This is a genomic window from Herminiimonas sp. Marseille-P9896 (genome assembly GCF_903993245.1).
GTDB lineage: Bacteria > Pseudomonadota > Gammaproteobacteria > Burkholderiales > Burkholderiaceae_D > Oxalicibacterium > Oxalicibacterium contaminans.
This window is the reverse complement of record NZ_CAJEVT010000005.1, coordinates 1-21,726: the sequence shown is the minus strand read 5'-3', so window position 1 is coordinate 21,726 and position 21,726 is coordinate 1. Positions and strand designations below refer to the sequence as shown.

At 54.8% G+C, this 21,726-nt stretch carries 21 protein-coding genes; 11 read left to right on the top strand and 10 right to left on the bottom strand.

All coding sequences use genetic code 11. From position 1 onward, the window contains the following. Position 1: 1 nt before the first annotated feature. Entirely contained in the window at positions 2-1,738 is a 1,737-nt protein-coding gene (gene msbA / locus H7U06_RS16150; RefSeq protein ID WP_175627142.1) for a lipid A export permease/ATP-binding protein MsbA, read from the top strand. 69 nt (positions 1,739-1,807) lie between these two features. Beyond that, positions 1,808-2,572 carry a glycosyltransferase gene (locus H7U06_RS16145; RefSeq protein WP_175627141.1) on the top strand — a complete coding sequence of 255 codons (765 nt, stop codon included), beginning with the start codon at positions 1,808-1,810 and terminating at the stop codon, positions 2,570-2,572. 74 nt (positions 2,573-2,646) lie between these two features. Here the strand turns inward: H7U06_RS16145 and rng are convergent, their stop codons facing one another. From rng to H7U06_RS16105, 8 genes are all read right to left on the bottom strand, one after another. After that, the gene (gene rng / locus H7U06_RS16140) at positions 2,647-4,110 is read right to left on the bottom strand and encodes a ribonuclease G (RefSeq protein WP_175627140.1); all 1,464 of its coding nucleotides are present in this window, start codon (positions 4,108-4,110) and stop codon (positions 2,647-2,649) included. Continuing rightward, positions 4,103-4,726, bottom strand: a complete 624-nt coding sequence (locus H7U06_RS16135) for a nucleoside triphosphate pyrophosphatase (protein ID WP_175627139.1) — start codon at positions 4,724-4,726, stop codon at positions 4,103-4,105. The genes rng and H7U06_RS16135 overlap by 8 nt, the downstream gene beginning before the upstream one ends. Positions 4,727-4,732: 6 nt before the next feature. Next, complete coding sequence (gene rlmH / locus H7U06_RS16130; protein WP_175627138.1) at positions 4,733-5,203, bottom strand: 23S rRNA (pseudouridine(1915)-N(3))-methyltransferase RlmH; 471 nt, start codon at positions 5,201-5,203, stop codon at positions 4,733-4,735. Positions 5,204-5,214: 11 nt separating this feature from the next. Continuing rightward, complete coding sequence (rsfS, locus tag H7U06_RS16125) at positions 5,215-5,877, bottom strand: ribosome silencing factor (RefSeq protein WP_175627137.1); 663 nt, start codon at positions 5,875-5,877, stop codon at positions 5,215-5,217. Continuing rightward, positions 5,877-6,548 (bottom strand): nicotinate-nucleotide adenylyltransferase, encoded by a 672-nt coding sequence (locus tag H7U06_RS16120; RefSeq protein WP_175627136.1) that lies wholly within the window; start codon positions 6,546-6,548, stop codon positions 5,877-5,879. The genes rsfS and H7U06_RS16120 overlap by 1 nt, the downstream gene beginning before the upstream one ends. A 1-nt stretch (position 6,549) precedes the next feature. Beyond that, positions 6,550-7,506: an oxygen-dependent coproporphyrinogen oxidase gene (hemF, locus tag H7U06_RS16115; RefSeq protein ID WP_254873266.1), complete on the bottom strand. Its 957-nt coding sequence runs from the start codon at positions 7,504-7,506 to the stop codon at positions 6,550-6,552. Positions 7,507-7,590: 84 nt separating this feature from the next. Next, complete coding sequence (purD, locus tag H7U06_RS16110) at positions 7,591-8,862, bottom strand: phosphoribosylamine--glycine ligase (RefSeq protein WP_175627134.1); 1,272 nt, start codon at positions 8,860-8,862, stop codon at positions 7,591-7,593. 133 nt (positions 8,863-8,995) lie between these two features. Continuing rightward, positions 8,996-9,721: a YebC/PmpR family DNA-binding transcriptional regulator gene (locus H7U06_RS16105; RefSeq protein WP_175627133.1), complete on the bottom strand. Its 726-nt coding sequence runs from the start codon at positions 9,719-9,721 to the stop codon at positions 8,996-8,998. Positions 9,722-9,811: 90 nt separating this feature from the next. On the opposite strand from H7U06_RS16105, the gene H7U06_RS16100 reads away from it, so the two are divergent. Continuing rightward, positions 9,812-11,320 (top strand): helicase HerA-like C-terminal domain-containing protein, encoded by a 1,509-nt coding sequence (locus H7U06_RS16100; RefSeq protein ID WP_175627132.1) that lies wholly within the window; start codon positions 9,812-9,814, stop codon positions 11,318-11,320. 59 nt (positions 11,321-11,379) lie between these two features. Here H7U06_RS16100 and H7U06_RS16095 read toward each other — a convergent pair whose 3' ends face one another. Beyond that, positions 11,380-12,288 (bottom strand): LysR family transcriptional regulator, encoded by a 909-nt coding sequence (locus tag H7U06_RS16095; protein ID WP_175627131.1) that lies wholly within the window; start codon positions 12,286-12,288, stop codon positions 11,380-11,382. 169 nt (positions 12,289-12,457) lie between these two features. Between H7U06_RS16095 and H7U06_RS16090 the strand changes: the two genes are divergently transcribed. From H7U06_RS16090 to H7U06_RS16065, 6 genes are all read left to right on the top strand, one after another. Continuing rightward, positions 12,458-13,072, top strand: coding sequence for an FMN-dependent NADH-azoreductase (locus H7U06_RS16090; protein ID WP_175627130.1), 615 nt, complete (start codon positions 12,458-12,460; stop codon positions 13,070-13,072). Between the two features lie 84 nt (positions 13,073-13,156). Beyond that, positions 13,157-13,795, top strand: a complete 639-nt coding sequence (ribA, locus tag H7U06_RS16085) for a GTP cyclohydrolase II (RefSeq protein ID WP_175627129.1) — start codon at positions 13,157-13,159, stop codon at positions 13,793-13,795. Positions 13,796-13,866: 71 nt separating this feature from the next. Beyond that, positions 13,867-14,772, top strand: coding sequence for a DMT family transporter (locus H7U06_RS16080; protein WP_175627128.1), 906 nt, complete (start codon positions 13,867-13,869; stop codon positions 14,770-14,772). 9 nt (positions 14,773-14,781) lie between these two features. Next, positions 14,782-15,561 (top strand): SDR family oxidoreductase, encoded by a 780-nt coding sequence (locus H7U06_RS16075; protein ID WP_175627127.1) that lies wholly within the window; start codon positions 14,782-14,784, stop codon positions 15,559-15,561. 34 nt (positions 15,562-15,595) lie between these two features. Continuing rightward, complete coding sequence (locus tag H7U06_RS16070) at positions 15,596-16,570, top strand: quinone oxidoreductase (RefSeq protein WP_175627126.1); 975 nt, start codon at positions 15,596-15,598, stop codon at positions 16,568-16,570. A 10-nt stretch (positions 16,571-16,580) separates the two neighbouring features. After that, a complete protein-coding gene (locus H7U06_RS16065; protein ID WP_175627125.1) occupies positions 16,581-16,739 on the top strand; it encodes a hypothetical protein in 159 nt (52 codons plus the stop codon). An 86-nt stretch (positions 16,740-16,825) separates the two neighbouring features. On the opposite strand, the gene H7U06_RS16060 is transcribed toward H7U06_RS16065, so the two are convergent. Continuing rightward, positions 16,826-17,443, bottom strand: a complete 618-nt coding sequence (locus tag H7U06_RS16060) for a DUF4136 domain-containing protein (protein ID WP_175627124.1) — start codon at positions 17,441-17,443, stop codon at positions 16,826-16,828. A gap of 236 nt (positions 17,444-17,679) precedes the next feature. On the opposite strand from H7U06_RS16060, the gene pepN reads away from it, so the two are divergent. Next, on the top strand, positions 17,680-20,334 hold the full coding sequence (gene pepN, locus H7U06_RS16055) for an aminopeptidase N (protein ID WP_175627123.1): 2,655 nt from the start codon (positions 17,680-17,682) through the stop codon (positions 20,332-20,334). A 91-nt stretch (positions 20,335-20,425) separates the two neighbouring features. Then, positions 20,426-21,430, top strand: a complete 1,005-nt coding sequence (locus tag H7U06_RS16050) for a class 1 fructose-bisphosphatase (RefSeq protein WP_175627122.1) — start codon at positions 20,426-20,428, stop codon at positions 21,428-21,430. Positions 21,431-21,726 lie beyond the last annotated feature (296 nt).

Below are 21,726 nucleotides of genomic sequence, written 5' to 3'. Positions count from 1 at the left end.
AATGATAGTTTCTCCACATTTGAAGCGCCTGTTCGGCATGCTGGCACCATACAAGAAGCGCCTGGCCGTGGCCCTCTTTGGCATGATCATGACGGCGTTGACCGAGCCAATGTTCCCTGCCGTGATGCGGGTGTTGCTGGATAAAGGCTTTGGCGGCAAGCCGTCATTTTCCTTGTGGCTGGTGCCAGTCGCCATCGTCGGTATTTTTGTCTTGCGTGGTATATCCACATTTACCACGACTTACATGATGACCTGGGTCTCGTCACGTCTGCTCACTACTTTACGCAAGCAGATGTTCGAGCGCATGCTGGATGTGCCACTCGGATTTTATGCGACGCATTCAGTGGGTCGGGTCATTAATTCGATGATGTTCGAAGTACAGCAAATCATTGAAATGATCACCAAGGTTTACACCTCCATCATTCGCGATTCGCTGACGGTTGTCGTCCTCTTGTCTTTCCTGTTTTGGCTGAATTGGCGTTTAACCCTGGTAGCACTGGTATTGTTGCCGCTGATTGCCATCGTCGTACGGGCAACCGGCCGCCGTCTGCGCAGATTGACGCGTGAGTATCAGACGGTCAATGGCGAGATGACGCAAGTCATAGAAGAAACCACACGGGCCAATCAGGTCATCAAGATTTTTGGCGGCCATCGGTATGAAGAAGAGCGATTCGAGGTGCGTGCCGATAAATTGCGCGGTTACACGATGCGCATGGCCACCGCAATGGCAGCAACGACTCCGGTGACCCAGGTCATGGCATCTACCGCGGTGGCAATTGTGATCGTGATTGCCTTGATCCAGTCAGGACAAAACCAGACGACGGTAGGCGGTTTCGTATCCTTTATTACCGCAATGCTGATGTTGCTGACGCCTTTGAAAAATATCGCCGAAGTGAATGGCCCCTTGCAACGCGGCCTGACTGCGGCGGAAGCGGTGTTCAAACTGATAGATGCTGAACCTGAGCGTACCTCCGGCAAGGAACTGACTGCACGCGCAGCGGGTCGCCTCGATTTTGTCCAGCTCGGCTTTACTTATCCTGGTCAGCAAACCATGGCCTTGCAGGATATTAATCTGAGCGTGCAACCGGGCGAGACCATCGCTTTCGTTGGCATGTCAGGTGGCGGTAAGTCGACGTTGGTAAATTTGGTGCCCGGCTTTTATTCAGCAACTGCTGGTGAGATCCAGCTGGATGGTGTGTCGATAGAAGAGATTTCACTGAGCAGCTTGCGTAAGCAAATCGCGATGGTGAGCCAGCATGTAGTCTTGTTTGATGACACGATTGCGGCGAATATCGCTTATGGCGATGCCAATCCGGATCAGGCACGCATCCTGGCTGCCGCGCATGCAGCGCATCTGGATGAAGTGATCGCTGGTTTGCCGGAAGGCCTGGAAACAATGATAGGCGATAATGGCTCGCGTCTGTCCGGTGGACAGCGTCAACGACTGGCGATTGCACGTGCGATCTACAAGGACGCGCCTATCCTGATCCTGGATGAAGCAACTTCGGCACTGGACTCGGAATCCGAGCGCGCAGTACAAGCTGCCCTCGATGAATTGATGAAAGGTCGTACCACGCTGGTGATTGCGCACCGCCTGTCAACCATCGAGCGCGCAGACCGTATTGCAGTATTGGCCGAAGGCCATATCGTTGAACTTGGTTCGCATCAGGAATTGCTGGCCAGGAACGGCGTGTACGCGAATTTGTATCACCTGCAATTTGCCAAAGATGCATTTTGAAATGGCGCAGCAGGTGTTGTGTATTTTGAGTAAAGATTTTTATCAAGCCTGGTGTGCTGGAGAAAATGTATGACAGAGAAGGCCAATATGGAACATGTAGCAGTCGGTAATGAGCGCGTTATCCTGTGCATGAAATGGGGCACGAAGTACGGCCCGGAATACGTCAATCGCCTGTACGCGATGGTACGTCGTAACCTGACCGGCGATTTCCGCTTTGTCTGCCTGACCGATGACGGTACCGGCATACGTTCCGAAGTCGAGTGTTTCCCTATTCCTGACCTGAAGTTGCCGGATGGTTTGCCGGAGCGCGGCTGGAAGAAGCTGACGACGTTCGAAGCGGACCTGCACGGTCTGACCGGCACCGCCTTGTTCCTCGACGTAGATGTCGTGATTACCGACAAGATCGATGCCTTCTTTGAATATCCGGGCGAGTTCCTGATCATTCACGACTGGAAGCGTCCGTGGCGCGTGACGGGTAACTCGTCTGTTTATCGCTTCAAGCTGGGTGCGCATGCTGACGTGTTGCAGCAATTTCGCACTACGCAGGCCGATGCACGCAGCGCTTTCCGTAATGAGCAGGCTTTCCTGTCGGATGTGCTGCACAAGCAGGGCAAGCTGAGTTACTGGCCGGCGTCGTGGTGCTGCAGCTATAAATACCACTGCATCCCGACCTGGCCGACCAATTACTGGCGTGAACCTTTCGTGCCTGAAGGCACCAAGATTGTGATCTTCCACGGTGAAGTAAATCCACCAGATGCGCTGGAGGGGCGACGCAACCGTGCCCTGCGTTTCGTGCGCAAAGCGCCGTGGATCGCTGATTACTGGAAAGAGTAAAGCGATCAGCAGCACAAATAAAAACGGAGCCAGTGAAATGGCTCCGTTTTTTATTGCGGCTGTCTGTGCCTGACTTACATCAGGATGACGTCGTACTGTTCCTGGTGATAAACCGTTTCGACCTGCAATGAAATCGGTTTGCCGAGGAAGGCACCCAGCATCGCCAGATGTTGTGATTCTTCTTCGAGGAACATGTCGATCACGACTTGCGACGCGAGGATACGGAATTCGCGTGGATTGAACTGCTTGGCTTCGCGTGTCAGTTCACGCAGGATTTCATAGCAAATGGTGCGTGCCGTTTTGACTTGACCCTTGCCGCCGCATGCGGGGCAGGGTTCGCACAGGATATGCGCCAGTGATTCACGGGTACGCTTGCGTGTCATCTCGACCAGGCCCAGTGCGGAAAAGCCGGACACCGATACTTTGGTGCGATCACGCGAAAGCGCACGGTTCAATTCACTCAGTACCGCACTCCTGTGTTCGGCATTTTCCATATCGATGAAATCGAGGATCATAATGCCGCCCAGGTTACGCAGGCGCAGCTGGCGTGCGATCGCATGTGACGCTTCCAGATTGGTTTTGAATATGGTGTCGTCGAAATTACGACCGTTGACGAAGCTACCGGTATTTACATCGATAGTGGTCATCGCTTCGGTCTGGTCGACGATCAGGTAGCCGCCGGATTTCAGGTCGACGCGACGTCCCAGCGCACGCTGGATTTCTTCTTCGACGCCATACAGATCGAACAATGGACGTTCACCCGGATAGTGCGCCAGCTTGGGCAACAGCGACGGCGTATACAGTTCGGCGAATTGTTGCAGTTTCAGGTAGTTCTCGCGCGAGTCGACCTGGATGCTGGCGGTTTCATCATTGACGAAGTCGCGCATCACACGTTGGGCCAGATCCAGATCCTGATACAACAGGGCAGGTGCAGGTTTGGTTTTCGCTTGCTGCAGGATATTGGCCCAGGTCTTGCGCAGGTATTCGACGTCGGACTGCAGGTCGGCATCGGATGCGTCTTCTGCCATGGTGCGGATGATGAAGCCGCCTTTTTCTTCCGGCAGGATCAGCTTCTGTACTTTCTCGCGCAGGATTTCGCGTTCCACTTCGTTTTCTATGCGCTGCGAAATGCCGATGTGCGATTCCTGCGGCAAATACACCAGCATGCGGCCAGCGATAGAAATTTGTGTCGACAGGCGTGCACCCTTGGTACCTATCGGATCCTTGATGACTTGTACGGTGACGGACTGGCCGTCGTACAGCATGCGCTCGATCGGCGTCGGCGAACTGGGCGGCGTCTCATTCGAGCGGGCGTCCCAAATGTCGGCAACATGCAGGAAGGCTGCACGTTCGAGCCCGATGTCGACGAAGGCGGATTGCATGCCTGGCAGTACGCGCACGACTTTGCCGAGATAAATATTGCCGGCCATGCCGCGTGACAAGGTACGTTCGACGTGCAACTCCTGCACCGCACCTTGCAAGACCAGGGCAACGCGGGTTTCCTGCGGCGTCACGTTGACGAGAATATCTTCACTCATGAATGTGGATCCCTGCCTGTTCCAATAATTTTCCGGTTTCAAAGATGGGCAGACCCATAATGCCTGAATAACTGCCGGCTATGTCTTGAATGAAGAGTGCGGCCTGGCCCTGGATGCCATAACCGCCTGCCTTGTCATACGGTTCAGAGGTCGCGCAATAGGCGCGTATGACCTGATCCGGGATGGCAGCAAACGCAACGTCGGAGCGCTGGGTTAGTTGGAAAGTCTTGTCATTGTGCAGGATCGCGACATGCGTCAACACCTGGTGTGTGCGTCCGGACAGCGAGCGCAGCATGTCGATTGCTTCGGTTTCGTTCGCCGGTTTGCCGAGGATGCGACCATCGAGTACGACGGTGGTATCTGCTGCCAGTATCGGGCGCACCGGCAGCTTGCGCCACCACATAGTCTTTTGTGCGAACTCTGCTTTTTCCAGAGTAACGCGCGCGACGTAGTCTTCCGCGCGTTCATCTGGCAGCACGATTTCACTGACTTCAGGTCCGCGCGGGGTCTGGTCGCGTAGCAGTAGTAATTCGAATTCTATGCCCATCTGCCGCAGCAATTCGCGGCGGCGCGGGCTTTTGGAGGCCAGGTAGATTTTCTTAGGCAGAGGTTTCATACGGCATTACACCCGATGATAAGGATGGTTCTGCGTGATGGACCAGGCACGATACAACTGCTCGGCCAGCATCACGCGCACCATGCCGTGCGGTAGCGTCATGCTGGAGATACGGATCAGCATATCAGCGTTCTTTTTGAATTCGGCATCCAGGCCATCGGCGCCGCCTATGATGAAGGCGACATCGCGGCCATCCTGCTGCCATTGTGTCAGCTGTTGCGCCAGTTGTACCGAAGTCAGGTCTTTGCCGTGTTCGTCCAGCGCGATGATGCGTGCGCCTTTCGGCAGCACTGCTTCGATCTTGGCACGTTCGAGTGCCATCGCAGTCTCAGCGGTTTTACTGCCGGAGCGTTCAACCGGTTTGATTTCTTTCAGATGAATGCGGCAGTCGGACGGCATGCGTTTCACATACTCGCCGAAGCCGCTTTCTATCCAGGCGGGCATCTTGTGCCCGACGGCAGCGATGACGAGCTGCATAGGCGGTCCGCTTACTCTGCAGTTTTGGCTTTAGGCTTGGCCGGTGCGCGCGTTTTGGCGGCTGCCTTGCTCGCTACCTTTTTGGCCGGTGCTTTCTTCGGTGCTGCCTTTTTATAGGCTTCTGCAGTTTTGGTAGCCGCTACCTTGATGGTTTTGCCGACTGCCTTTTTGGCCGGTGCTTTTTTCGCTGGTGTTTTCGCAGCAGCAGTTTTGCGCGCCGGTTTCTTCGGTTCGTCGTCGTCCAGAGTGGTCTGGCTTGCAGCCAGGTGACGGCCTACCGCTTTCTTCGGTGTTTCGTCTGACTCAGCCGTGATGCGTTTCGAAGTACGTTTGGCCGCGCCGAATTTCACTTCCTTTTCGCCCCAGATTTCTTCCAGGCGGTAGTAAGCGCGGATCGCCGGTTGCATGATGTGGACGATCATGTCGCCCAGATCGACCAGTACCCATTCGCCGGTGTCTTCGCCTTCGATGCTGACGATTTCACCGCCATTCGATTTGACTTTGTCACGCACGGATGCTGCCAGCGCCTTGGTTTGGCGGTTGGAGGTACCGGAGGCAACAGCGATACGGTCAAACAGGCTGGTCAGATGTACGGTATCGAACACCTTGATATCCTGTGCTTTGACGTCTTCGAGTGCGTCGACTACCAGGGCTTGCAGTTTTTTGATGTCCATTAGCTTTTATATAGGTGATGTTGTTCAATATAGTCTAGCACCCCGGGAGGCACCAGCGAAATCGGTCGTTCTCCGCGTTGTAATGCTGCGCGGATTCCAGTGGCAGAAATATCGACTGCCAGATTGGGTGCAAGATAGGCCAGGCCTTGCGGGGTACTGCGTATTTGTTCCGGCGTGCCTGCGCGTCGGGTGAATTCCTGGTTCACTTCGGCCGGTACATGCGCTGCATCCATCGCGAAACCCGGGCGCGAGGCAGCACATATATGCGCATAGTCAAACATGTGTTGCCATTCCTGCCATGTATTCAGGTGTTGCAATTGGTCGGCCCCCATCAGGAAAATGATGGAAACCTGCGGCCCCAGTTCCTCGCGGACCGCACGCAGGGTGTCTATCGTATAGGTTGCGCTGTCACGCCGGATTTCTTGCTGATCGATACAAACAGCGGTCTTTTGCGCGTTGAATGCACTGCGCACCATCGCTACACGGTCCGCACCGGTCGCCTGCAAACCATGTTTTTGCCATGGATTTCCGGCTGGAATGACGCGTAATTCATCCGGTTTCAGCAAGTCTACGAAATAATTCGCCAGGGCAACATGGCCATTGTGCACCGGGTCAAAGCTGCCGCCGAGTATGGCTACGCAGCGCGTAGCAGCTAGGGCTGTGGTCTTCAATTCAGACCCAATCGCGATGTATCAGGAAGTCGGAATACAGGCGAGCTTCCGCGCTACCGGCTTCCGGCTGCCAATTGTAGCGCCATGTTACCACTGGTGGCATCGACATCAGGATAGATTCGGTACGGCCGCCCGATTGCAGGCCAAATAAAGTGCCGCGATCGAACACCAGGTTGAATTCCACATAGCGCCCGCGTCTATAGGTCTGGAAGTCGCGCTCACGTTCGCCGTAAGCCATATCCTTGCGTTTTTGCAGGATGGGCAGGTAAGCGTCGATGAAGCGGTCACCGACACTTTGCTGCAAGGCGAAGCATTGCGCGAAATCCGGCGTATTCAAATCATCGAAGAAGATACCGCCGACGCCGCGTGGCTCCTGGCGGTGCTTCAGGTAAAAATAATCGTCACACCATTTCTTGTAGCGAGGGTGCACATCTTCCCCAAAAGGCTGCAGCGCATCGCGGCAGGTTTGATGGAAGTGTTGCGCATCTTCTTCAAAGCCGTAATACGGCGTCAGGTCCATGCCGCCGCCAAACCACCAAATGGGGTCCTGGCCTTCTGCCGTCGCGGTAAAGAAGCGCACATTCATGTGCACGGTAGGTGCGTACGGATTGCGCGGATGCAGTACCAGCGACACACCCATCGCTTCCCAATTGCGTCCGGCCAGTTCCGGGCGATTCGCTGCTGCAGATGGTGGCAAATTCTTGCCCATCACATGTGAAAAACCGACACCGCCGCGCTCGAACACATTGCCGTTTTCGATAATGCGCGAAATACCACCACCACCTTCCGGCCGTTGCCAGCTATCAGTGCCAAAAGCCTGGCCGTCGACGGCCTCCAGCGCAGCGACGATGCGCGCTTGCAGGCCCAGCAGATATTCTTTGACAGCAGCGGGTGTAGGGAGGGAAGGGGTCACTATATAAAGGCTAAAAAGGTTTAGGGCGGATTGTACCTTGTGCATGGTACTTGCCGGAATACGGCGCCCTGAATGCAGCAAGGTCATTCCCGCCTGCGCCGGAATGACCTTGTCGGAACTGCTTTATGCTCAGGAACGCTTCAGTGCGCGCCAGCCGATGTCGCGGCGGAATTGTGCGCCGTCGAAATGGATCTGGTCGAGAACCTGGTAAGCCTGCTTTTGCGCAACCTTGACGCTGTCACCGAGGCCGACCACGCACAAGACGCGGCCACCGCTGGTGGTCAGCTGGTCGTTGTTCAGCGTGGTACCAGCATGGAAGGTAACGCTGTCTGCATTCTCAGCCGGGATGCCGCTGATGACGTCGCCTTTGCGTGGTGCATCCGGGTAACCGGCAGCAGCCATCACAACGCCGAGTGCGGTACGACGATCCCATTCCAGTTCTATCGTATCCAGCGTGCCGTTGACGGCGTGCTCCATCACGGTGACCAGGTCGGTTTTCAGGCGCGCCATGATAGGCTGGGTTTCTGGATCGCCCATGCGGCAGTTGAATTCCAGGGTTTTTGGATTGCCCTTGTCATCTATCATCAGGCCCGCATAGAGGAAGCCGGAGAATGGAATGCCATCCTTGGCCATACCTTGTACCGTCGGCTGGATGATTTCGCGCATCACGCGTGCATGCAGTGCCGGGGTCACGATAGGTGCCGGCGAGTAAGCGCCCATGCCGCCAGTGTTCGGACCTTCATCATTGTCTTGCAGGCGTTTGTGATCCTGGCTGGTAGCCAGCGGCAAGATGTTTTTGCCATCGACCATGACGATGAAGCTGGCTTCTTCACCAGCGAGGAATTCTTCAATCACGACACGTGCACCAGCATCGCCGAGCTTGTTATCGGATAGCATCATGTCGACTGCCTGATGCGCTTCGTCCAGCGACATCGCAACCACCACGCCTTTACCGGCAGCCAGGCCGTCGGCCTTGATGACGATAGGTGCGCCTTTTTGATTGATGTAATCGTGCGCGGCGTTCACTTCAGAGAAAGTCTGGTATTCCGCGGTCGGAATCGCGTGACGTTGCATGAAAGATTTTGCGAAATCTTTCGAGCTTTCGAGTTGCGCGGCTTCTTTGGTCGGGCCAAAAATTTTCAGGCCGAGATTGCGGAAGATATTCACGATACCGGCAGCCAGCGGTGTTTCCGGGCCGACCACGGTCAGCGCGATGTGCTCTTGCTGCGCGAATTGCGCGAGTTCCTGCGGATCGGTGATCGCAATATTCTTCAATCTGTCGTCCAGCGCGGTGCCGCCGTTGCCAGGTGCAACATAAACGGTTTGGATGCGTTCGGATTGGGCCAACTTCCAAGCCAGTGCGTGTTCGCGGCCGCCTGAGCCGACTACCAGAATTTTCATGTGATTACTTTTCAAAATTGCGGCACCGCTGTGTTGCGCTGCCGCTGGTTACTTTGCTGATTCTTCTGTACTACGTATGAATATTTCGCGCCATTAAAAAAAGCGGAGTGGGTCCGCTTTTAATGAATGTGGCTTAGCCTTCGATGACCGCATTGGTATAGATCTCTTGTACGTCGTCGAGATTTTCCAGCGCATCCAGCAATTTTTGCATCTTGATCGCGTCATCGCCCTGGAACACGGTTTCGGTAGCCGGTTTCATCACGACTTCAGCCAGGTCGGCCTTGAAGCCAGCCGCTGCCAGTGCATCCTTGACCGCAGAAAAATCATGCGGTGGGCAAATGACTTCGATGCCGCCTTCTTCATCGGTGGTGACATCGTCGGCGCCTGCTTCCAGTGCTGCTTCCATCAATTTGTCTTCATCGGTGCCCGGGGCAAAGAAAAACTGGCCGCAATGCTTGAACATGAAAGCGACTGAACCTTCGGTACCCATATTGCCGCCAAATTTGGCGAACGCATGGCGCACTTCAGCAACGGTACGTACGCGGTTGTCAGTCATGCAGTCCACCAGCACGGCTGCGCCGTTGATGCCGTAACCTTCGTAACGGATCTCTTCGTAATTGACGCCTTCCAGACCGCCGCTGCCGCGCTGGATGGCGCGTGTGACGTTATCTTTCGGCATATTTGCATCTGCCGCCTTGTCGACAGCCAGGCGCAAACGCGGGTTGGACGCGACATCGCCGCCGCCCATACGTGCTGCCACCGTGATCTCCTTGATCAGGCGGGTCCAGATTTTGCCTCGTCTTTCGTCCTGACGGCCCTTACGATGCTGAATATTGGCCCATTTACTATGTCCTGCCATGACGAATCTTTCCCGATGAGTTAGCTATAATGAAGCGCGGATTTTACCATATCGCCCCCGCTGCAAACCGACCCACCTTTGGACCAGAACATGCCAAATCCTCTGCTGATTGCTAAAAACAAAGAACATGAATTAACGCTGCTGCCTGAGCTTGCCAACCGGCATGGTTGCATCACGGGTGCAACCGGTACCGGCAAGACGGTCACCCTGCAGACGCTGGCGCAGGCCTTGTCGGATATAGGTGTGCCGGTTTTCATGGCGGACGTGAAGGGCGATTTGTCGGGTATCGCCAAGGCGGGCACGGCCAGCGGCAAGGTCAAGGAACGCTTTGACATGCTGGGGCTGGAGCACCCGGTCTGGGCTGGGGTGCCGGTCACTTTCTGGGATGTATATGGCGAAAAAGGTCATCCGGTACGTGCCACGATTTCCGACCTCGGCCCTTTGCTGCTGGCGCGCATGCTCAATCTCAACGATACGCAGCAAGGCGTATTGCAGCTGGTATTCAAGATCGCCGACGATAACGGCTTATTGCTGCTGGATACCAAGGATTTGCGTGCGATGTTGCAATACGTCGGCGATAACGCGGCGACGTTTCAGACTGAATACGGCAATATTTCCAGTGCCAGCATAGGTGCAATCCAGCGTGGCCTGATTAGTGTGGATGAGCAGGGTGGCGACAAATTCTTTGGCGAACCCATGCTGAACATCGAGGATTTGATGCAAACCGATGCCAAAGGCAAAGGTGTGGTCAACATCCTGGCAGCGGACAAATTAATGAACTCGCCGCTGCTGTACTCGACTTTCCTGCTGTGGATGCTGTCCGAACTGTTTGAGCATTTGCCTGAGGTTGGCGATATGGATAAGCCGAAGCTGGCTTTCTTCTTCGATGAAGCGCATTTACTGTTCAGCGAAGCACCGAAACCATTGCTGCAAAAGATAGAACAAGTAGTGCGCCTGATTCGTTCCAAAGGCGTAGGCGTCTACTTCGTCACGCAAAACCCGCTGGACATACCGGATACCGTACTCGGCCAGCTCGGCAATCGCGTGCAGCATGCGCTGCGCGCCTACACACCGCGTGACCAGAAGGCGGTGCAGGCAGCAGCCCAGACTTTCCGTCCGAATCCGGCGCTGGATGTGGTGCAAGTCATCACCGAATTGGGCGTAGGTGAGGCACTGGTTTCTTTCCTCGATGAAAAAGGTCGTCCTACCATAGTCGAACGTGGTTTCGTATTGCCGCCGGCATCGCAAATCGGTCCGATCACCGATGCAGAGCGTGCTGCGCTGATTAACTCTTCGGTGGTTGCAGGTGTCTACGAGAAAGCGGTAGACCGTGAATCGGCCTATGAAAAGCTCAAGGAAAGAGCAACACAGGGCAAGGAAGCAGCGGCCAAGGAAGAGGAAGAAGAAGAAGGCGGTCTGGGCGGTATGCTGGGTGGCATATTCGGCGGCAGCTCGAATGGCAGCGGTAAAAAAGGTAGCGCACGTCGCAGCGACACGGTAGTGGAAGCGATGCTGAAATCGGCGGTACGCACCATGGGTTCAACCGCAGGTCGTGAAATCATCCGTGGTGTGCTCGGCTCACTGCTGAAGAAAAAGTAAGACGTTTGCAGCTGTCGTCATTGCAGCAGATGCTGCAATGACGCGGTATTTCTACCTCTCTATTGTTCTTCGTCGGGTGGATGATCGACGAAGTACTGCATCAGCCAGCGTCCGGCCACGCCCGGCGCTTCATCGACCCGGTTAATCATATGCAGCGAATACTGGCCACTAATCATGTGCGCCAGTTGCAGATGTATCAGGCGACCACTTTGCAGGTCAGCCTGGACCATCTCTTCCGGCATCGAGCCCCAGCCCAATCCATTTAGCAGCAGCATGTGTTTGGCGCCGAGATCGCCGAGACGCCAGTCGCGCAGTGCGATCACACCAAAATTCTGTCCGGAAGTCAGCTGACTGCGATCCGTCAGTACCAGTTGTATATGGTCGCGTGCGACTTCGGTCGGGATGACGCCTGTCATCCTGCCGAGCGGGTGATCGGGTGAGGCGACCGGGATCATCTTGATATGTCCCAATTGCTGATGCTGGAAGGCGTCGGAAAACTCCAGCATGGGCCCGGTAATGCCGATCTGGCATATGCGTTCACTGACCAGATGCATGACGGCGCCCAGTGCTTCTATGCGCAAGCGCAGCGCGACGGTCGGGAATTCGCGCTGGAAGGCTTCCAGTGCGCGCACCAGTCGGCAGTTCGGAAACATCACGTCCACCACCAGTGACACTTCCGCTTCCAGCCCCTGTGCCAGGGTTTTTGCCCGCGCTCGCATGGCATCCACTTTCATGCCCACGGTACGGGCATCGGCCAGCAAGGCCTTGCCCGCTTCGGTCAAGGTTGGTTTGCGCTTACTACGGTCGAAAAGCTCTACATTCAACTGAGCTTCCAGATTGGCGATGGTATAGCTGATCACCGACTGGGTGCGGTGCAGCTCACGTGCGGCACGCGAAAAACTGCCGCAATCGATGACCGCAACGAAGACGCGCAACTGGTCGAGGGTGGGGAGGCCGGGTTCTCTCATATCGAAATTATCGATGCTAACAAGTTAAACAATGTGGGTTTTCTTGATGCTAATCCTGTTCTACGATGGTTGCAAGAAATCAGCCATCACTGATTTGGCAAAAAACACGTCGAACAGCAGCCTGGCTAGGGCGCTCAAGACATAACCCGACCAGAAAGCGAGTTTTATTATGACCAAGATCCTCAATATCAACAGCAGCGTACGTAACGGCGACTCCATCTCCCGCAAAGCAACCGCTGAATTCATCAGCAAATGGAAAGCCAAAGAGCCTAACGCAGTCGTCGTCGAGCGTGACGTCGCAGCCCAGCCTTTGCCACACATAGATGGACAGACTCTGGGCGCATTCTTCACGCCAGCGGAAAACCGCACAGCAGAACAGGCGCAAATCGCCAAGCTGTCGGAAACCCTGGTGCAAGAGCTTTTTGACGCGGACGTGATCGTAATCGGCGCTCCCATGTACAATTTCTCTATTACATCGGGTCTGAAAGCCTGGATAGACCACGTTGCCCGTGCCGGCGTGACCTTTAAATATACCGAGAAGGGCCCGGTTGGCCTGCTGACTGGTAAAAAAGTCTATATATTTACTGCCAGCGGTGGCGTCTACAGCGAAGGTCCGGCGCAAGCCATGGACTTCACCAGCACCTATTTGCGTGCTGTTCTGGGCTTTATCGGCCTGACTGATGTGACATTTATTCAGAGCGAAGGTATCGCAATGGGTGCGGAAGGCGTGCAAAAAGCGCAAGCCAAAACCAGCGACGCAATAAACGAATTGCTCGCAGCCTGATATCCTTCGTCTTCTGAGCAACAATGCGGTAAATGCCGATGGTCGGTATTTACCGCATTTGCTGGTTGATTGAAGCGTTTACTCATGAATACAAGTCTTACCCCGAATGCCGCAGTGGAAGCGGCAGTCTCCTCTGAAGTTGAACTCGATTACGCTGCGTCGTGCGAACTGCCGACGCCGTGGGCAACCTTTCGCCTGCATGCTTTCGTCGAACCTGGTACCGGCAAGGAGCACGTCGCCATTACCCTGGGCGATGTCACTGACGGCGAGCCGGTATTGTCACGCATCCATTCCGAATGCCTGACCGGTGACGGCTTGTTCAGCCTGCGTTGTGATTGCGGCCCGCAACTGGAAGCCGCGTTGAAGCGTATCGCCGAAGAGGGGAGGGGCGCCTTGTTTTATTTGCGACAGGAAGGACGCGGCATTGGCCTCGTCAATAAAATCCGTGCCTATCAATTGCAGGATGCTGGTGCCGATACCGTTGAGGCCAACGAAGCGCTGGGCTTCAAACCGGATCAACGCAATTACAAGCTGTGCCAGCCTATGCTGCGCCACTTGAAAATTTCGACACTGCGTCTGATGACGAACAATCCGCGCAAAATCAAGGCGATGGAGCAACTCGGCGTCAAAGTGGTGGAGCGCGTACCGCTGGTGATCACACGCAATCCGTTTAACGAGCGTTACCTGACTACCAAGGCGGCCAAACTCGGCCACCTGTTCTAAGTCGGGCAGGGTGGAAAAGGTCATTTGGGCGGGTGGCGACGTGAAAATCGCTTAACCTTTAAAATGACGGGATGGCCGATTCCACTTCCTCCGAACGCAAACAATTCCTTATAGGTCTGACGATCGCGCTGCTGGGCGCGATTTTGTTTTCTACCAAAGCAATCGTGGCCAAACTCATCTATCGCTACGGGGTGGATGCTGTCACGCTGATTGCTTTTCGCATGATGTTTTCGCTGCCTTTTTTCATCGCCATCGGCGCATGGAAGGCACGTACCGCAGTTCCGCTGACACGCGCGGAAAAAGGGCAAATCGTCATCCTGGGTTTGCTCGGCTACTACCTCTCCAGTTTTCTTGATTTCCTCGGCCTGCAATATATTTCAGTCGGGCTGGAACGCCTGATCTTGTTCCTGACGCCTTCCTTCGTGTTGCTGATTTCCATCTTTGTCATGAAGCGGAAAATCACCATGCTGGAATGGGCTGCGCTCGGTATTTCTTATCTCGGTACGGTGCTGGTGTTTGTGCATGATGCGCGCATCGGTGGTTCCAATGTCGCACTCGGCAGCTTGCTGGTATTGGGCAGCGCTATTTCCTACGCGATTTATTTGCTCGGTTCCGGTGAGCTGGTGAAACGGGTCGGTGCCTTGCGCCTGGTGGCATACGCGATGTGTGTTTCCAGTGTTGCCTGCATCGTGCAATTCTTTGTGCTGCGTCCGGCCTCTACGCTGATACAGCCGATGGCGGTGTATGGTTTGTCCATGATTAATGGATTCTTCTGTACAGTGATGCCGGTGTTCCTGACGATGATCGCGGTTGATCGCATCGGTGCTGCGACGGCTTCGCAAGCGGGCATGATAGGTCCGGTGTCCATTCTGTTCCTGGCTGCGCTGATACTCGACGAACCTATCACCGGCATACAGTTGGCGGGCACCGCGCTGGTATTGTGCGGTATTTATCTCTTATCTAAAAAACGTGTGTAGGACGGCTAAATGGATTTAGGCATACGAGGAAAATCGGCATTGGTCTGCGGCGCGAGTCGCGGCCTCGGACGCGGATGCGCCGAAGCGCTGGCGGCGGAAGGTGTGAATGTCACGTTGGTGGCACGCAACCTCGAGGTCCTGCAAGCCAGTGCCAGTGAAATTCGCGCCGTATCGGACAGCATGATTACCATCGTGGCGTGCGACATTACGACTGAGGAAGGACGTGCGCAGGCGCTGTCAGTCTGTCCGCAGCCGGATATCCTGGTCACGAATGCCGCGGGCCCGCCGACTGGCGATTTTCGCGACTGGAGCCGGGATGACTGGATTGCTGCATTGGATGCGAATATGTTGACCCCTATCGAACTGATCAAGGCGACGGTGGATGGCATGATGGCGCGTGGCTTTGGCCGCATCATCAATATCACCTCGAGTGCTGTCAAGGCACCGATAGACAGCCTGGGTTTGTCGAATGGCGCACGTTCCGGTCTCACTGGTTTTGTCGCTGGCCTGGCGCGCAAGACGGTGGCGCGTAATGTGACGATCAATAATCTCTTGCCCGGCCCGTTTGAAACCGACCGGCTGGCGGCAATATTCTCGGCGGCGGCTGAATCCAGCGGACGCACGGTAGACGAAGTCAGCGCGGCACGACGCGCGGCGAATCCGGCCAAACGCTTTGGTACGCGACAAGAGTTTGGCGCGACCTGCGCATTTCTATGCAGCCAGCATGCAGGTTATATTAACGGTCAAAACATCCTGCTCGACGGTGGCGGCTATCCCGGCACGTTTTGATTCATCTCCACTTCCATATTAAAGAGAGTTGCGCATGACAAAAGCGATCAGAATTTCTGCTGTCGGTGGTCCCGAAGTAATGGAGTACGTCGAAGTTGATCTGCCCGCACCGGGGCGCGGCGAAGCCCTGATACGCCAGCATGCCTGCGGCTTGAATTACATCGATGTGTATTTCCGCATGGGTACTTACCCGCAGCAACTGCCAGCCGGATTGGGCATGGAAGGTGCGGGTGTAGTGGAAGCAGTGGGCGAGGGCGTGACGCATATCAAGCCGGGCGACCGGGTAGCTTATGCCGGACGTCCACCGGGTGCCTATGCGGAAGCGCGCGTGCTACCGGCAGATGTCTTGGTCAAGCTGCCAGGCGCGATCAGCTTTGAAACTGCAGCAGCGATGATGTTGCAGGGTTTGACAGTGCAGTATTTGTTCCGTCGCACCTTCCGCTTGCAGGGCGGGGAAACTATTTTGTTCCACGCCGCGGCGGGTGGTGTCGGCCTGATCGCGTGCCAATGGGCGCGTGCATTGGGTGTGACCATGATAGGTACGGTAGGCTCGGATGAAAAAGCGGCGCTGGCGAAAGCACACGGCTGCGTACATACGATTAACTACAACAAGGAAAACTTCGTCGAGCGCGTCAAGGAAATCACGGAAGGCAAAGGTGTGCCTGTGGTTTATGATTCGATCGGCAAGGATACATTCACCGGCTCCCTCGATTGCCTGTCACCGCTGGGCATGATGGTCAGCTTTGGCGGTGCTTCCGGCCCGGTGCCGCCGTTCAGCCTGAATGAACTGGCGTCGCGTGGTTCACTATTCGTAACGCGGCCATCGCTGTTTAACTATATCGCCAAGCGCGATGACCTGGAAATGATGGCGGCTGAATTGTTTGGCATGGTGGAAAGCGGCAAGATCAAGATAGACATCAACCAGCGTTATGCGTTGAAAGATGTCGCGCAAGCGCATCGCGATCTGGAATCCCGCAAAACGACGGGCTCCACCATTTTGCTTCCTTAAGGATGGTGTAATGCAAGAATCAGACAAAAATCCGATGCAGCATCCGGAAGAACAGGCGGCCGGCGCCGATGGCAATCCCAAATTCGGTCGTTTGCTGATAGTGCTGGCGTGTGGCGTGCTGATAGTAGTGGGCCTGACCTTCGGTTCGTTGGCGTATTACACGTCCTAAGTCCCTGTATTTGCACAAATAATTTTGCACCCATAAAAAATGGCGACTTATTTGAGTCGCCATTTTCATAAGGAGTTGAGTTGCGTTTATTCCTTGATTTCCAGGTCTATGCGTCGAGGAACGCCATTCTTGCCCGGGAAGTCGCTGAAGGCACTGCGCACCATATAAGGCATTGCAAACGCGAGTGAACCATTGCCGCCGTTGCTATGTACGGTCACATCATAGAGTTTCTTGCCGCTCTTGATGTTCGTAATCAGTATATTCAACTGACGTTGGAACAGTTGGTATTGCACTTCACGATACTGGGTAACAGGGCCTGGATACCAGAACGGATCGTAGTAGCGGCCATAGCGCCAGCCAGGGCCGTAGTAAGGACCGTACCAGTAAGGATCAACCACGTAAGGTTGTACGGTGCGGACGTCGCGGCTGTCTATGCTGTAGTTCAGCGCAACCTTGAGATTGGCTGCTGAAGGCGTTGCCGCTTCGGTAAAGCCGAGGCGGGTCAGCTCAGTGCGGACCAGGTTTTCGTAACTCTTCTCTTCCAGGTTGTTGTCCTGACCAGCTTTTCGCTCGAAGACATAGGATTTATTCTGCAAGTCTGCTGGCCATTCGTGGAAAGCAAGCACATCCGTCCTGATGACTGATGCACAGCCACTCAATAGCAGGCTCGACAATGCGATGCCCAACAATAACCAGCGTTTCATTTTTCTTCTCCTTAAGCAGATACGTATAGCATAGCGGTACTGGGTAAAACAGCCGTTACATTTTGTAACTGGGCAATACTGCTTATACGCAATACAGATATGGATTGTTATCCATATTTGCAATCCGCGTACAACTGCACTTTTTTCCCCTGTTCTGCTCAGACAAGCAGATTCCATTTTCAATCCCATGATTGGTAAAATGATTCTTTGCTTTGCACCCACCTACACAGACTCCTATGCGCACCGACACTACTCCGACGATTTATCGTAAAGACTACACACCACCGAGCTACTGGGTTCGTACCGTCGAGATGGGCTTTGACCTCGATCCGTCGGCTACCCGCGTCGCGACCCGCATGACACTGGCACGCAATCCGGCGAGTTCGGAGCAGGCAGTGGTATTGCATGGCGAAGAGCTGGAATTGGTGCAAATCCGCTTGAATGGTACAAACCTGAGCAAGCGCGATTACAAACTGGCTGATGGCATCTTGCGCATCCCGACCAAGGCGGAAGACATCACGCTGGAAATCGAAACCTTGATCCGCCCGGATAAAAACACCTCGCTGATGGGTTTGTACGTCTCCAACGGTAACTTCTTCACGCAGTGCGAAGCCGAAGGTTTCCGCAAAATCACCTATTTCCCGGATCGTCCGGACGTCATGGCGCAATACACCGTCATGCTGCGCGGCGATAAAAAGAAATATCCGGTCTTGCTGTCGAACGGCAATCTGATCGAGCAAGGCGACCTTGGTGACGGCCGTCACTATGCATTGTGGGAAGACCCGTTCAAGAAACCGTCCTACCTGTTCGCACTGGTAGCCGGTCAACTGGTGTGCCAGGAACGGACCGAAAGACTCAAGTCCGGTCGCAAAGCATTGCTGCAGGTCTGGGTGGAAGAAGGCAATCTGGACAAAACGCAGCATGCGATGGATTCGCTGGTCAACAGCATCCACTGGGATGAAGAGCGTTACGGGCTGGAACTGGATCTGGATCGCTTCATGATCGTCGCGGTAGGCGACTTCAATATGGGCGCGATGGAAAACAAGGGTTTGAATATCTTCAATACCAAGTTTGTACTGGCCAATCCGCGCATCGCTACCGATACTGATTACGCCAATATTGAAGCGGTGGTCGGTCACGAATACTTCCATAACTGGACCGGTAACCGCGTCACCTGCCGCGACTGGTTCCAGTTATCGCTGAAAGAAGGCTTGACCGTATTCCGCGATCAGGAATTTTCCGCTGACATGATAGGCACCGACAGCGGTCGTGCGGTCAAACGTATCGATGACGTGCGCGTGCTGCGCCAGGCGCAGTTCCCGGAAGATGCAGGCCCGATGGCGCATCCTGTGCGTCCGGATTCTTTCGTTGAAATCAGCAACTTCTACACCGTTACCATTTATGAGAAGGGCGCAGAAGTCGTGCGCATGTATCAAACCTTGCTGGGCCGTGATGGTTTCCGCAAAGGCATGGATCTCTATTTTGAGCGTCATGATGGCCGTGCGGTGGAGTGCGACGATTTCCGTGCTGCGATGATGGATGCGAACGGCCGCGACCTGACCCAATTTGAGCGCTGGTATAGCCAGGCTGGTACGCCGCGCGTGAAAGTGACGACGTCTTACGATGCTGCGCAAAAAACTTATGACATCACGCTGGCGCAATCCTGCCCGCCGACTCCGGGTCAGGCCAAGAAGCTGCCATTCCATATTCCGGTAGCCGTCGGTTTGCTGGATGGTCAGGGTAAAGATATGCCTTTGTCCTTGAATGGTCATAGCGGCCAGCCTGAAACACTGGTGCTGGAACTGACTGCGACCCAACAAACTTTCCGTTTCACCAATGTCGCCGAAAAACCGGTGCCATCCCTGCTGCGCAACTTCTCTGCACCTGTGGTGCTGGAGTATGACTACAGTGATGAAGACCTGGCTTTCCTGATGGCGCATGACAGCGATGCCTTCAATCGTTGGGAAGCGGGCCAGCGTCTGGCGACACGTCGTTTGTTGGCGTTGACAGAGACGACACAACAAGCTGGCAGCATCCTGAGCGTTGATGTGGCACTGAGCGACAGCCTGCGTGCCAGCCTGAATGACCAGTCCCTGGATCCGGCTTTCCGCGAAACCGTGTTGACCCTGCCGGCAGAAACAGTCATTGCCGAACAAATGGAAGTAATCGATCCGCAAGCCATCCACACTGCGCGTCGTTTCCTGCGTCTGTCGCTGGCGCAAGACCTGCGCAAGGATTTCAGCGCTATATATAAGGCAAACCAGACCGACGGTGCGTATAGCCCGGATGCAGCTTCGTCCGGCAAGCGCGCGCTGAAAAACCTGGCGCTCTCTTATCTGGCGGAGCTCGACGATGCAGAGGCGCATGCTCTGGCACAAGCGCAATACGACGCAGCGAACAATATGACGGATAGAATGGCATCCCTGGCGGCACTGGCAAATAGCCAGGCACCCGGCAAGGCGGCTGCCTTGGCCAAGTTTTACAGTGATTTCGAGCTGGAACCGTTGGTCATCGATAAATGGTTCAGCCTGCAAGCCATGGCGCGCACCACCGATGTAGCGGCGGTGCGTAGTTTGATGAAGCATCCTGCCTTCTCGATCAAGAACCCGAATCGGGCGCGCAGTTTGATATTCAGCTTCTGCAATGGCAATCCTTCGCGCTTCCATGCGGCGGACGGCAGTGGTTACGCATTCTGGGCGGAACAAGTGATCGCACTCGATGCCATCAACCCGCAAGTGGCGGCACGCCTGGCCCGCAGCCTTGATCGTTGGCGTAAATATGCGCCTGCCTTGCAGGCAAAAATGCGCGCCGCCCTGCAGCAGGTTGCGGATACGGCCAAGCTGTCGAAAGACACGCGCGAAGTGGTAACCAAGTCTTTGGCCGCCAACTGACCGATAATAGATACCTATATAGATACAGCTATGCCGGGTTTGCGCGACAAAACCGGCGATTACAGAACTAACCAAAGATTAAAAGGACCACATGAAACGTATCAGTCTCACGCAATACCTGATTGAAGAGCAGCGTCTGCACAACAACATCCCGGCAGAATTGCGTTTGCTGCTCGAGGTCGTTGCCCGCGCCTGTAAAACGATCAGCCATGCGGTCGGCAAAGGCGCACTCGGCGAAGTGCTGGGTACCGCGCAAAGCGAAAACGTCCAGGGCGAAGTGCAAAAGAAACTGGACATCATCTCCAACGACATCCTGCTGGAAGCGAATGAGTGGGGTGGTCACCTGGCGGCTATGGCATCGGAAGAGATGGAAACCATCCACCCGATCCCTAATCGCTACCCGATGGGTGAATACCTGTTGTTGTTCGATCCACTCGATGGTTCCAGCAATATCGACGTCAATGTATCGATAGGTACCATTTTCTCGGTGTTGAAAGCAGCGGACGGTATGGAATCGCCGAGCGAAGCGGATTTCTTGCAACCTGGCAGCAAGCAAGTTGTGGCTGGCTATGCGGTTTATGGTCCGCAAACAGTATTGGTGCTGACTACTGGCAACGGCGTGCAATGTTTTACGCTGGATCGCGAAATGGGCTCGTGGGTCATGACCCAGCGCAATATGCAAATTCCGGCGGATACCAAGGAATTTGCTATTAATGCATCGAATGCACGTCACTGGCACCCGCCGGTCAAGCGCTACGTTGATGAAATGCTGGCTGGCAGCACCGGTCCGCGTGCCAAAGACTTCAATATGCGCTGGATTGCTTCCATGGTGGCAGATGTACATCGCATCCTGAACCGTGGCGGTATCTTTATGTACCCGGCAGATGCGCGTGAACCGGACAAGCCAGGCAAGCTGCGCCTGATGTATGAAGCCAACCCTATGGCTTTCATCGTCGAGCAGGCGGGTGGCGCAGCGACGGATGGCCAGCAACGCATCCTCGACATCCAGCCGGAAAAGCTGCACCAGCGTGTACCGGTCTTCCTCGGATCGAAGAATGAAGTAGAGCTGGTCACCAGTTATCACAAGGCAAAATAAGCTTCCCTATATATAGGGAAGATCCCCCCGCAAAAGCGCTTTTAAAAAAGATTTAAAGTAATTTCTCAAAAGCGCTTGCCAACTCCAAAGAAGCTTTGCTATAGTTCGGCTCCCGTCGCAGAACACGCAGCGAAACGCGCAGTAAGCGAGCTGAAATGTGGTTGTGATGGGGGAGTAGAAGTGGTGGTTTTCGAAGGTCGTTTCGGTGGTTTAGAAGCGAGTCTTTTTGAAGTAGTTTTTAGAAGAGTTAGTTAAAAAATCTTTTAAAAATAAAATCAAAAAGATGTTGACGAAAA

Bases quoted from the DNA above. Each gene is read 5' to 3' on its own strand.
- msbA (WP_175627142.1), top strand. From the start codon at position 2: ATGATAGTTTCTCCACATTTGAAGCGCCTGTTCGGCATGCTGGCACCA.
- H7U06_RS16145 (WP_175627141.1), top strand. From the start codon at position 1,808: ATGACAGAGAAGGCCAATATGGAACATGTAGCAGTCGGTAATGAGCGC.
- rng (WP_175627140.1), bottom strand. From the start codon at position 4,110: ATGAGTGAAGATATTCTCGTCAACGTGACGCCGCAGGAAACCCGCGTT.
- H7U06_RS16135 (WP_175627139.1), bottom strand. From the start codon at position 4,726: ATGAAACCTCTGCCTAAGAAAATCTACCTGGCCTCCAAAAGCCCGCGC.
- rlmH (WP_175627138.1), bottom strand. From the start codon at position 5,203: ATGCAGCTCGTCATCGCTGCCGTCGGGCACAAGATGCCCGCCTGGATA.
- rsfS (WP_175627137.1), bottom strand. From the start codon at position 5,877: ATGGACATCAAAAAACTGCAAGCCCTGGTAGTCGACGCACTCGAAGAC.
- hemF (WP_254873266.1), bottom strand. From the start codon at position 7,506: ATGCACAAGGTACAATCCGCCCTAAACCTTTTTAGCCTTTATATAGTG.
- purD (WP_175627134.1), bottom strand. From the start codon at position 8,862: ATGAAAATTCTGGTAGTCGGCTCAGGCGGCCGCGAACACGCACTGGCT.
- H7U06_RS16105 (WP_175627133.1), bottom strand. From the start codon at position 9,721: ATGGCAGGACATAGTAAATGGGCCAATATTCAGCATCGTAAGGGCCGT.
- H7U06_RS16100 (WP_175627132.1), top strand. From the start codon at position 9,812: ATGCCAAATCCTCTGCTGATTGCTAAAAACAAAGAACATGAATTAACG.
- H7U06_RS16095 (WP_175627131.1), bottom strand. From the start codon at position 12,288: ATGAGAGAACCCGGCCTCCCCACCCTCGACCAGTTGCGCGTCTTCGTT.
- H7U06_RS16090 (WP_175627130.1), top strand. From the start codon at position 12,458: ATGACCAAGATCCTCAATATCAACAGCAGCGTACGTAACGGCGACTCC.
- ribA (WP_175627129.1), top strand. From the start codon at position 13,157: ATGAATACAAGTCTTACCCCGAATGCCGCAGTGGAAGCGGCAGTCTCC.
- H7U06_RS16080 (WP_175627128.1), top strand. From the start codon at position 13,867: ATGGCCGATTCCACTTCCTCCGAACGCAAACAATTCCTTATAGGTCTG.
- H7U06_RS16075 (WP_175627127.1), top strand. From the start codon at position 14,782: ATGGATTTAGGCATACGAGGAAAATCGGCATTGGTCTGCGGCGCGAGT.
- H7U06_RS16070 (WP_175627126.1), top strand. From the start codon at position 15,596: ATGACAAAAGCGATCAGAATTTCTGCTGTCGGTGGTCCCGAAGTAATG.
- H7U06_RS16065 (WP_175627125.1), top strand. From the start codon at position 16,581: ATGCAAGAATCAGACAAAAATCCGATGCAGCATCCGGAAGAACAGGCG.
- H7U06_RS16060 (WP_175627124.1), bottom strand. From the start codon at position 17,443: ATGAAACGCTGGTTATTGTTGGGCATCGCATTGTCGAGCCTGCTATTG.
- pepN (WP_175627123.1), top strand. From the start codon at position 17,680: ATGCGCACCGACACTACTCCGACGATTTATCGTAAAGACTACACACCA.
- H7U06_RS16050 (WP_175627122.1), top strand. From the start codon at position 20,426: ATGAAACGTATCAGTCTCACGCAATACCTGATTGAAGAGCAGCGTCTG.